We start from the raw sequence: 10,939 nt of genomic DNA, 5'->3' as shown, positions 1-10,939 counted from the left end.
ATCGGTAGTTAACCCTTCCTCCTACACTCTCCACAATCATGTCCGAGCGTTGCACTTATTATCTGAATTCGCTAACACTATTTTCTTTATGGATTTCCGCTCCTTAAGCTAAATTAAATGACAATCAGTAATAAAAATACTTTACACCAGAGAATAAGGGGAGGATATGCGAAGTGATGAGATATTTTCCCCGGCAATCGCGCGGGGAAAATAAAGAATTCAGGATCGTTATGCGGTGCCGTTATTCCCGTGGCGCAGGAAGGCAGGGCGCTGATTTAAACGTTCAAACCAGGCGTTCAGCGCCGGGAAATCCGGGTGTTCAAACGGCGTCATCTTCCAGCGATTCACCGACAGCCCCAGCACGATATCGGCAAGGGTGAAGGTCTCCCCGGCGGACCATGCGCCCGTGCGCTGCAGCTGCTGATCAAGGATCCCGATGCAGTGATTCCACTCTTTAATGCCGGCGGCAATCGCGTTCTGGTCGTTATAGGCCGGGTTTTTGCGTGCCAGCGCCGGGAAAACGTAGCGCCAGGCGTTATTAAACTCGGTTGCCTGCCAGTCCATCCAGTGCTCCACGTTGGCGCAGGCCTGCGGTTCGGCTGGCAACAGGTCATCGCGGCCTGCTTTACGTGCCAGATAGCGGCAAATAGAGTTGGATTCCCAGAGAACAAACTCGCCTTCAATCAATACGGGCACCATCGCATTCGGGTTCATGGCCCGGAAGGCGTCCGTCTCCGTTGAGGCAAACCCGCTGCCGTAATCTTCCTGCGAATAGGTAAGCCCGGCTTCTTCGCATGTCCACAACACTTTACGCACATTAATTGAAGACGTTTTACCCAGTATTTTCAGCATGACACGCATCGCCCTTTGCGAGATTAATCGTTCAAAAACAATACACCAGCGGTGCACCGCGTGGCTACGGTGCGGTGGAGCACCAGCGTGGTGCGCTGCCTCATTGTGGTTCACCAAAATGGTGGCGTTCGCCGTCTGCTATCGCTAAGTGACTGAAATGTCATTAATCGCAATCTGGCATAGCGCTTGCAGTAACGTTATCGCAGTGCAACACACAATTTGAAAATAGCTGGCTAGGGTTCCGGTTCGCCAAGGCGGATGTCTGGTCCAAGAGCTGGCGACCTCTGAGAGGTTACACGGCGGGACAAAAACCCGGGAGACAGCAGCACCAGTGGGTGTCGCGCTGCCCCCTTTTTTTGTACCAATCAGAGGTCAATAATGAAGAAATCTCCATTACTCCGCTCTCTCGTGCTGTCGCTGGTCATGTTGACCACTCTCCCAACCTTTGCTGCCGTGAAGAAAGAGTTCAATGTCTGCTGGACAATCTACGCGGGCTGGATGCCGTGGGGCGCCATCAGTAACAGCAAAATCATTGATAAATGGGCCGACAAATACGGCATCAAAATCAATATCGTGCAGCTCAATGACTATGTCGAATCCATTAACCAGTACACCGCAGGCCAGTTTGACGGTTGCACCATGACTAACATGGATGCGCTGACCATTCCGGCCGCAGGCGGGGTGGACACCACCGCGCTGATTCTGGGCAGCTACTCCGAAGGCAACGACGGCGTGGTGATGAAGGGCGAAGGTAAAGCCGTTAAAGATTTAAAAGGACAGAAAGTCTATCTCCCGGAGCTGTCCGTCTCCCACTATCTGCTGGTACGCAGCCTGGAAAAAGCCGGTCTGGCAGAAAAAGATGTCACCGTGGTGAACACCTCTGATGCGGATATCGTCTCGGCGTTCGGTACACCAAACGTGCAGGCGGCCGTGGCCTGGAATCCGCAACTGTCAGTCATCAAAAGCACGCCGAAAACCACTGAGGTATTCAGCTCCGCACAGGTACCTGGCGAAATCATCGACATGATGGTGGTCAACAGCCAGACCCTGAAAGATAACCCGGCGCTGGGTAAAGCCCTGACCGGTGCGTGGTACGAAATGATGGCGCAGATGAAGGCGCAGGATAAAGGCGTGCTGAGCGCGATGGCAGCGGCGTCCGGTACCGACCTGGCGGGCTATCAGGCACAGCTCAAAACCACCCATCTCTTCTACACCCCGGCGGATAACCTGACGTTCGTCACCTCGGCGGATTTACCGAAAACCATGCAGCGCGTGGCGACCTTTTCCTTTGATAAAGGATTGCTCGGCGACGGCGCGCAGAGTGCGAATTTCATTGGGATGGCCTTCCCGGGCAACGTGAACGCAGGCGACACCGGCAACGTGAAGCTGCGCTTTGACGACAGCTTCGTGAAGCTGGCCGCTGACGGCAAGCTTTAAGTAAATGACGGGAACTCACGCCATGCGACACATTAACCGCCATCCGACCCGGGGCATGCGCCTGACGCTGGTCCTGCTGCCTTTCGTCATTTTGCTGGCGGCGTACTTTCTGGGCTCAGCGGTGCGGCTGGACGCTAACCCGCAGGATAAGCTTCTGCCCGGTATGCAGCAAATGCTGGATGCAATGTCACGAATGGCGTTTTCCCCGGATAAACGCAGCGGCGACTACCTCTTCTGGGTGGATACCCTGGTGAGCCTGGCCCGTCTGTTGACCGGGCTGGTGATTGCTTCGCTGATTGGTCTGTGCCTAGGCATTACCGCTGGCGTCTTTCCAATGATGCGGGCCTCGCTCTCTCCGCTGATGACCGTGCTGTCGATGATCCCGCCGCTGGCTATTTTGCCGGTGCTGTTCATCGTTTTCGGGCTGGATGAGCTGTCGAAAGTGATGCTGATTGTTATCGGCATCACCCCGATGCTGGCCCGCGACCTTGAACATCGCGCTTGTGAAATTCCGCCGGAGATCCTGATCAAGGCGCAAACGTTAGGGGCATCAAGCTGGACGCTGGTGCTGCGGGTGGTACTGCCGCAGCTTCTCTCCCGCTTGCTGACCTCGCTGCGGCTGCTGCTGGGCTCGGCCTGGCTGTTTCTCATCTCGGCAGAAGCCATCTCCTCGACGGCAGGGCTGGGATATCGCATTTTCCTGGTGCGGCGCTATATGGCGATGGACGTCATCATCCCTTACGTGGTGTGGATAACGCTACTGGCGTGGCTGATGGATCTCGGCCTGCGTCAGTTGCACAAAACCTGTTTTCCCTGGGCGGAAGGAGGGAAGGCATGAGCTTTATCGACGTTAACAATGTCTGGCAGGAGTACGGCGCGCACGTGGTGCTCGAACGGCTCAATTTGCAGGTGAAAGAAGGGGAGTTTTGCTCGCTGGTCGGTGCATCCGGCTGCGGTAAGTCGACTTTCCTGCGCCTGTTGCTGGGCCAGGAAGCGCCGAGTCGCGGCTCGCTTTTGCTTGATGGCAAACCGTTGCCGGCGGAGCCGGACCGCAGCCGTGGTGTGGTGTTCCAGCGCTACTCCGTCTTTCCCCATTTAAGCGTGCTCGATAACGTCACCATTGGCCTTGAGCTGCCGAATGCGCGCTTCCTCGGCCGCCTGTTCGGTGCGAGCAAACGTGAGGCGCGGGAGCGGGCGCAGTGGATGCTGCAAAAAGTCGGCCTGGGGCACGCGCTGGATAAATATCCGGCCCAGCTCTCCGGCGGCATGCAGCAGCGCCTCGCCATCGCCCAGGCGTTCATTATGCAGCCGCGCGTGCTGCTGCTGGATGAACCCTTTGGCGCGCTGGACCCCGGTATTCGCAAAGACATGCACGCCCTGTTGCTGCAGCTGTGGGGCGAAACCCGGATGACGGTCTTTATGGTCACCCACGATCTCTCCGAGGGTTTTAACCTCGGCACCCGGCTGCTGGTGTTCGACAAGGTGCGTATCGACCCACACGAACCCAACGCGTACGGCGCGCGCATCACCTACGACATTCCGCTGAATGAAGCGCGGCTGGCGGAAATGACCACGCCGCCGCTCGATAATGTTTACGCGTTAAGGAATTAACATTATGACTTTATTAGAAAAAGAAACATCTGTTCTGCGTGAAGAGACGCTGCCAGGCGGCGGCAGTCTCTCCTTTATCCTCAAGCGCGGGCAGATCCTGCGTATGACTGACATCGAAGGCGGTGCCAACGTCAGCCTGATGATGCTCAACCCGCATGAAAAGAGCGAACGCCTGAACCTGCCGGATACCTTAAAAGGCCAGCATACCGCGCGTCTGACGGCGGGCCACTGTTTTTACTCCGACATGGGACGCGTGCTGGCGGGGATTGTCGCCGATACCTGCGGTTGGCACGACCCGTTTGGCGGTGTACTCAATGCCGCCGAAGTGAAGGAGAAATACGGTCAGGGGCGCTATCAGGATTTGCGTAACGGCTTTTTCCGCAACGGTGCCGACAACCTGCTGGTTGAGATGGGCAAATGGGATTTGAACCTTGAAGACCTGCTGATGGTGGTGAACTTCTTTAGCAAAGTCACGGTGGATGAGCAGGGCGCTTTTGCCTTCCATAGCGGTGCGTCGAAGGCGGGCAGCTACGTTGAGCTGTTCGCGCCGATGGACGTGCTGGTGGTGCTGACCGCCCTGCAACACCCGATGGATCCCGCCGCCGACTATGCGCCGCGTCCGGTGCAACTGGCCTGGCGACAGGCGGCAGATGAAGCCGCTGCCATCGAAGCGTTGATGACCCGCCCGGAAAACGGACGTGCTTTTACCAACACCCGCTTATTTGCCCTGTAAGGAGCCGCAGATGACTGTAAATAGCCAGAAACATCCTGAAGAGGCCGTTTTTCGCCACGTGATCCCGGCAGGAGAACCGTACCTGTTTGAAGTGAAAAAGGGCCAGACCCTGCGTTTACTGGATCTGGAAGGCAACCAGGCCGTGGATACACTGTTTTATAACGCCGACAACGCCCGTGAACGCTACGATCCTCAGCGCACGCTGCGCCGCCAGGGCAATGCGTATCTGACCACCGGCAGCGTACTGTATTCCAATATGGGCAACCCGCTGCTGACAATTGTCGATGATACCTGTGGCCGCCATGACACCCTCGGCGGTGCCTGCGCTCAGGAGAGCAACACCGTGCGCTATGCGCTGGATAAACGCCACATGCACAGCTGCCGTGATAACTTCCTCTGTGCCTGCCTGCACGATGGCCGCCTGCATAAGCGCGACATTGGTGCCAACATCAACTTCTTTATGAATGTTCCGGTGACCCCGGAAGGCGGGCTGACCTTCGAAGACGGTATCTCCGCGCCGGGGAAATACGTTGAGCTGCATGCCGAATGCAACGTCATCGTGCTTATCTCCAACTGCCCACAGCTGAACAACCCGTGCAATGGCTGGAACCCGACGCCGGCAGAGGTGCTGGTATGGAACTGACCCGCTTTGCGCGTCTGCGCCACCTGATTTATCGCCTGTTTGCCGTGCGCGCGAACCGTTTGCCCCTCAGTCAGACGCGTGAGTCACAACCGCGTCCGTAAACGACTTGCCCCTTATGGACGGCCATAAGGCGTGCCGAATTTCGGCGGGACGACCCGCCAGCATTGAGTGCTGACTATGTTTACGAAACTCCTGATTGCCAACCGTGGGGCGATTGCCTGCCGTATCCTGCGCACTTTGCGCACGCTGAATGTCACAGGCGTGGCCGTCTGGTCTGAGGCCGACGCCAGCAGCCTGCATGTTCGCGACGCCGATGAAGCTATTAGCCTGGGCGACGGTCCGGCGGCACAGACCTACCTGGTCAGCGAAAAAATTATCGCTGCCGCCCGTAGCAGCGGTGCGCAGGCGATTCATCCCGGCTACGGTTTTCTTTCCGAAAACGCCGCTTTTGCGCAAGCCTGCGAAGCCGCAGGCATTGCCTTTGTTGGCCCGACGCCGGAACAGTTGCGGGTCTTTGGCTTAAAACACACGGCCCGTGCGCTGGCTAAAACCCATGGCGTCCCGATGCTGGAAGGCACCGAGCTGCTGGCGAATCTCGACGAAGCCCAGCAGGCCGCGAACGTTGTCGGTTTCCCGGTGATGCTGAAAAGCACCGCGGGCGGCGGCGGTATCGGGATGCGGGTGTGCTACAGCGCCGATGAACTGGCCGACGCTTTTGACGCGGTGGTGCGGCTGGGCAAAAACAACTTTAGCGATGCGGGCGTATTTATCGAGAAGTACATCGAGCGCGCGCGTCATCTGGAAGTGCAAATTTTTGGCGATGGCCGGGGTGAGGTGATTGCCCTTGGCGTACGCGACTGCTCGGTGCAGCGCCGTAACCAGAAAGTGCTGGAAGAGACCCCCGCGCCGAACCTGCCGGATGGCATGGAAGCGGCGCTGTGTGCTGCGGCCATTAAGCTGGGCAAAGCGGTCAATTACCGCAGTGCCGGGACCGTCGAATTTGTCTATGACAGCGACGCAAAACGCTTTTACTTCCTCGAAGTGAACACCCGTTTGCAGGTGGAACATGGCGTCACCGAGCAGGTCTGGGGTGTGGATCTGGTGCGCTGGATGATTGAACTGGCCGCAGGTGATCTCCCGCCGCTGGCTGAGCTGGCTGCGGGCCTTGTGCCGCAGGGTCATGCCGTACAGGCGCGCGTCTATGCCGAAGATCCGGGCCGCCAGTTCCAGCCGTCACCGGGGCTGCTGACCGACGTGGCGTTTCCTGCCGACGATCGCCACACGCTGCGCATTGACAGCTGGGTGGAAGCGGGCTGCGAAGTGCCGCCGTTTTTTGATCCGATTCTGGCGAAAATCATCACCTGGCAGCCCACGCGCGAGCAGGCGATTGCCAGCCTGGATGTCGCGCTGGGGGCGACCCGTCTGTACGGCGTGGAGACCAACCGCCAGTACCTGCGCCAGATTTTAGCCTTCGCCCCGTTTGCGGACGGTGAACCCTGGACGCGTTGCCTGGAAGGGCTGCGCTACGAGGCCATCACCTTTGAGGTGTTGAGTGCCGGAACCCAAACCACGGTGCAGGATTATCCTGGCCGCCAGGGCTACTGGGCGGTGGGTGTGCCGCCGTCTGGCCCGATGGATGACCGCGCGCTGCGCCTGGGCAATGCGTTACTGGGGAATGCCGCAGCCGCTGCCGCGCTGGAAATCACGCTCACCGGCCCGACGCTGAAATTTAATACCGACGCTGTGGCGGTGGTGACCGGGGCAGCCACGGGTGTGACGCTCGATGGCGTAACGCTGGCGATGAATACCGTGTTTGCGATATCCGCAGGCAGCACGCTGCGTCTGGGAGAGGTGAGCGGCGTCGGGGTGCGCAGCTATCTCTGCCTGCGCGGCGGCATCAATGTGCCGGATTATCTCGGCAGCAAAAGTACCTTCACCCTCGGGCAGTTTGGCGGCCATGCCGGGCGTGCGCTGCATACCGGCGATGTGCTGCATCTAAGCCCGCTGGCGAATCGTGCAACCGGGGCGGTGTTAGCACAGGCGTTGCACACCACGCTGCCTGCCGTGCGAGAACTGCGGGTGATCTATGGGCCGCATGGGGCACCGGAATATTTCTCCGGCGACTATATCAACACCTTCTTTGCCACCAACTGGGAAGTGCACTTCAACTCGAGCCGTACCGGGATCCGCCTGATTGGGCCGAAGCCGGAGTGGGTGCGTGATAGCGGCGGCGAGGCGGGGCTGCACCCGTCCAATATTCATGACAACCCGTATGCCATTGGTGCGGTCGATTTCACCGGGGATATGCCGGTGATCCTCGGCCCTGATGGCCCGAGTCTGGGGGGGTTCGTTTGCCCGGTGACGGTTATCGAAGCCGACCTGCACCAGCTTGGGCAACTGAAAGCGGGCGACAAGGTGCGTTTCGTCCCGGTGGATGTGGCGACGGCCCGGCTGCTGGCGCAGGCCGGGCGCCAGGAAGTGGAAACGCTGCAACCGGTGGCCTTCAACTGGCATCCTGCCGCGCTGGCCTCGCCGGTGGTGCTGGAGACCGGCGAAGGGGACAAACGGCTGGTGGCGCGTCTTTCTGGCGATACCTATCTGCTGCTGGAAATCGGCGAGCCGGAGCTCGACCTGGTGCTGCGTTTTCGCGGTCACGCTCTGATGCAAGCGCTGGAGTCCCGCGCGCTGGACGGGGTTATCGACCTGACGCCGGGGATTCGTTCGCTGCAGGTACATTACCAGCCGGAAACCCTGACGCTTAGCCGCCTGCTGGCGATCGTTGGCGATCTGTGGGCGGATGTGTGCCAGTGCGAGGATCTGGATGTGCCGTCGCGCGTGGTCTGGCTGCCGCTCTCCTGGGATGACCCGGCCTGTCAGAAGGCGATTGAAAAATACATGACCACCGTGCGCCGCGACGCGCCATGGTGCCCGAGCAATCTCGAGTTTATCCGCCGGATTAACGATCTGGAAAATATCGATGAGGTCTATAAAACCGTCTTTGATGCCCGCTATCTGGTGATGGGGCTGGGAGATGTTTACCTTGGCGCACCGGTGGCGACACCGCTCGACCCGCGCCACCGTCTGGTGACCACCAAATACAACCCGGCGCGCACCTGGACGGCGGAAAACTCTGTCGGCATTGGCGGCGCGTATCTGTGCGTGTACGGCATGGAAGGGCCGGGAGGCTATCAGTTTGTGGGCCGCACCCTGCAAATGTGGAACCGCTATCGCGAGGTGGCCGATTTTGGCGGCAAGCCGTGGCTGCTGCGTTTCTTCGATCAGATTCGCTTCTACCCGGTCTCCGCCGACGAACTGCTCACCATTCGCTGTGACTTCCCGCTGGGCCGCTATCCGCTGCGTATCGAGCAGACCACGCTGCGCCTGGCGGAGTATCAGCAATTTCTTGCCGATGAGGCGCAGAGCATTGCGGCGAATCGCACCCATCAACAACAGGCGTTTGCCGCCGAACGCGATCGCTGGATTGCCAGCGGCCAGGCCCACTTCGATAGCAGCGATGTGATGGCCGAAGAGGGAGATGATGCGCCGCTTGAGGTCGGGGAAAGCGGCGTCGACAGCCCGGTTTCCGGCAACCTCTGGCAGGTCAATGTGGCACCGGGCAGCGTGGTGAAAGCGGGCCAGGTGCTGGTAGTGCTGGAGTCGATGAAGATGGAAATTCCGTTAACCGCGCCGCACGACGGCGTGGTCAGTCAGGTTAGGGTGCAGCCGGGAACGTCCGTGCGCGCCGGGCAATGCGTAGTGGTGATGGAGAAAGCACAATGACACAGACCTTTGATTTACGCCTCGACACGCTGGCAAAACGCTATCGCAGCGGCGAGATAACGCCGCGTACACTCATCACGCAACTGCGTGAGCGGGCGATGGCGCTCAACCCGGAATTTCATCTGTTCATTCATATCCTCAATGATGCCGAGCTGGAGCCGTATCTGGCGGCACTGGAACAGCATCAGCCGGATGAGCTGCCGCTGTACGGCATTCCGTTTGCCATCAAAGACAATATCGATCTGGCGGGTGTCCCCACCACGGCGGCGTGTCCGGCATTTGCGTATATGGCGGAACAGGATGCCACCCTTGTACGCCAGTTGATTGCGCTGGGGGCGATTCCGCTGGGTAAAACCAACCTCGATCAGTTCGCCACCGGTCTGAACGGTACCCGCTCGCCTTACGGTGCCTGTCGCAATAGCGTGCATCCCGAATATCCGTCGGGTGGATCCAGCGCCGGATCGTCGCTGGCGGTGGCGCTGGGCGTCGCCAGTTTCTCACTTGGCACCGATACCGCCGGGAGCGGGCGCGTTCCCGCCTCTCTGAACAATCTGGTGGGCCTGAAAGCCACCAAAGGGCTGATTTCAACGGCGGGCGTGGTGCCTGCCTGTCGTACTCTGGATTGCGTTACCTTCTTTACCGCCACGGCCGCCGAGGCCAGCACCTTACTGGCACTGACGGCGGTCCAGGATCGGAACGACGATTTCAGCCGCCACAACCCGCTATGGAACAGCGCGCAGGCGTTTGGCGTTCCGCAGGTGGGGTTCCGTTTTGGCGTGCCGGATAAGCTGGAGTTTCTTGGTTGTGCCGAGAGCGAGGCGCTGTTTTATCACGCCAAAGCCCAACTGGAAGCGCTGGGTGGAGTCCCGGTTACGCTTGATTTCACACCGTTCCTGGCGGCGGCCAGACTGCTTTATGAAGGGCCGTGGGTGGCTGAGCGATACCATGTGGCAGGCCAACTGATTAAACAACGGCCGGATGCGGTACTGCCGGTTATCCGCGATGTGCTGCAAAAAGCGCCCGGTACGGATGCGGTCAGCGCCTTTGACGGGCTTTACCAATTGCAGGGCTATAAACGCCAGTGCGATGCGCTGCTCGACGGGCTGGATTGCGTGTTAACGCCGACCTATCCGCGCCCGGTGACGCTGGCCGAACTGCGCGAAGAACCGGTGAAGCGCAATTCTGATTTAGGCTACTACACCAATTTCATGAACCTGCTGGATTACGCTGCCGTGGCGGTGCCGGTCGGGTTTATGGCCAATGGTTTGCCCTCTGGCGTGACCCTGTTTGGCCGCGCCTTTACCGATCAGTATCTGCTGAGCGTGGCGGATGCGTTGCAGCGCGTGAAGCCGCTGGGTCTACCCGGCGGCAGCGCTATGGCGGCCGATATCCCCGCGCGCACAGCCGGAAACGACCGGGTGCAGGTCGTGGTGTGCGGGGCGCATCTGGACGGTCTGGCCCTTAATTATCAATTGCGCCAGCGTCAGGGGCGTCTGGTAGAAGCGACGCTGAGTGCGCCTGGCTATCGTCTGTATGCACTGGCGGACGGCAAACGTCCAGGGATGGTGCGCGTTGCCGAAGGCGGTATGGCGATTGCGGTAGAGGTGTGGGAACTGCCGTCCTGCGAGCTGGGATCGTTTCTGGCGGGGATCCCGGCACCGCTGGGCTTGGGCAAAGTGGAGCTCGAACAGGGTCAGTGGCTGACGGGATTCATTTGTGAAAATTATGGATTGCAGGGCGCAACGGACATCACCGAGTTCGGCGGATGGCGCGCGTGGCTTGCCAGTCGGCCTTAATGTGAAGTAGCTCTAGATAGTGTCGTCACAAGATTTTAGCCCAGAGAGCGATGCATCTGATCTGGACGGCAGCGAGAAATGAGGCCG

General features: G+C 59.4%; 8 protein-coding genes and 1 riboswitch. Of the genes, 7 read left to right on the top strand and 1 reads right to left on the bottom strand.

The features are described 5' to 3' along the window. Nucleotides 1-228 precede the first annotated feature (228 nt). Entirely contained in the window at nt 229-852 is a 624-nt protein-coding gene (locus ACSZPU_RS19355; RefSeq protein WP_499002118.1) for a glutathione S-transferase family protein, read from the bottom strand. A gap of 222 nt (nt 853-1,074) precedes the next feature. Continuing rightward, a riboswitch (guanidine-I (ykkC/yxkD leader) is annotated at nt 1,075-1,173 on the top strand. Between the two features lie 57 nt (nt 1,174-1,230). Between ACSZPU_RS19355 and ACSZPU_RS19350 the strand changes: the two genes are divergently transcribed. From ACSZPU_RS19350 to atzF, 7 genes are all read left to right on the top strand, one after another. After that, complete coding sequence (locus tag ACSZPU_RS19350) at nt 1,231-2,289, top strand: putative urea ABC transporter substrate-binding protein (protein ID WP_499002116.1); 1,059 nt, start codon at nt 1,231-1,233, stop codon at nt 2,287-2,289. A 22-nt stretch (nt 2,290-2,311) separates the two neighbouring features. Beyond that, the gene (locus ACSZPU_RS19345) at nt 2,312-3,127 is read left to right on the top strand and encodes an ABC transporter permease (RefSeq protein WP_499002113.1); all 816 of its coding nucleotides are present in this window, start codon (nt 2,312-2,314) and stop codon (nt 3,125-3,127) included. Continuing rightward, nucleotides 3,124-3,900: an ABC transporter ATP-binding protein gene (locus ACSZPU_RS19340; RefSeq protein ID WP_499002111.1), complete on the top strand. Its 777-nt coding sequence runs from the start codon at nt 3,124-3,126 to the stop codon at nt 3,898-3,900. The genes ACSZPU_RS19345 and ACSZPU_RS19340 overlap by 4 nt, the downstream gene beginning before the upstream one ends. Nucleotides 3,901-3,904: 4 nt before the next feature. Further along, on the top strand, nt 3,905-4,633 hold the full coding sequence (locus ACSZPU_RS19335) for an urea amidolyase associated protein UAAP1 (RefSeq protein ID WP_499002108.1): 729 nt from the start codon (nt 3,905-3,907) through the stop codon (nt 4,631-4,633). 10 nt (nt 4,634-4,643) lie between these two features. Next, nucleotides 4,644-5,276 (top strand): urea amidolyase associated protein UAAP2, encoded by a 633-nt coding sequence (locus ACSZPU_RS19330; protein WP_499002105.1) that lies wholly within the window; start codon nt 4,644-4,646, stop codon nt 5,274-5,276. A gap of 177 nt (nt 5,277-5,453) precedes the next feature. Beyond that, a complete protein-coding gene (uca, locus tag ACSZPU_RS19325) occupies nt 5,454-9,056 on the top strand; it encodes an urea carboxylase (protein WP_499002103.1) in 3,603 nt (1,200 codons plus the stop codon). After that, a complete protein-coding gene (gene atzF, locus ACSZPU_RS19320; protein WP_499002100.1) occupies nt 9,053-10,852 on the top strand; it encodes an allophanate hydrolase in 1,800 nt (599 codons plus the stop codon). Before uca ends, atzF begins: the two co-directional genes overlap by 4 nt. The last annotated feature ends 87 nt before the right edge of the window (nt 10,853-10,939 follow it).

It is taken from the genome of Phytobacter sp. V69 (genome assembly GCF_965644215.1).
Taxonomy (GTDB): Bacteria; Pseudomonadota; Gammaproteobacteria; order Enterobacterales; family Enterobacteriaceae; genus Phytobacter.
Note: the sequence above shows the minus strand (reverse complement) of the source record. Positions and strands in the feature narration are given on the sequence as shown.

Bases quoted from the DNA above. Each gene is read 5' to 3' on its own strand.
- ACSZPU_RS19355 (WP_499002118.1), bottom strand. From the start codon at position 852: ATGCTGAAAATACTGGGTAAAACGTCTTCAATTAATGTGCGTAAAGTG.
- ACSZPU_RS19350 (WP_499002116.1), top strand. From the start codon at position 1,231: ATGAAGAAATCTCCATTACTCCGCTCTCTCGTGCTGTCGCTGGTCATG.
- ACSZPU_RS19345 (WP_499002113.1), top strand. From the start codon at position 2,312: ATGCGACACATTAACCGCCATCCGACCCGGGGCATGCGCCTGACGCTG.
- ACSZPU_RS19340 (WP_499002111.1), top strand. From the start codon at position 3,124: ATGAGCTTTATCGACGTTAACAATGTCTGGCAGGAGTACGGCGCGCAC.
- ACSZPU_RS19335 (WP_499002108.1), top strand. From the start codon at position 3,905: ATGACTTTATTAGAAAAAGAAACATCTGTTCTGCGTGAAGAGACGCTG.
- ACSZPU_RS19330 (WP_499002105.1), top strand. From the start codon at position 4,644: ATGACTGTAAATAGCCAGAAACATCCTGAAGAGGCCGTTTTTCGCCAC.
- uca (WP_499002103.1), top strand. From the start codon at position 5,454: ATGTTTACGAAACTCCTGATTGCCAACCGTGGGGCGATTGCCTGCCGT.
- atzF (WP_499002100.1), top strand. From the start codon at position 9,053: ATGACACAGACCTTTGATTTACGCCTCGACACGCTGGCAAAACGCTAT.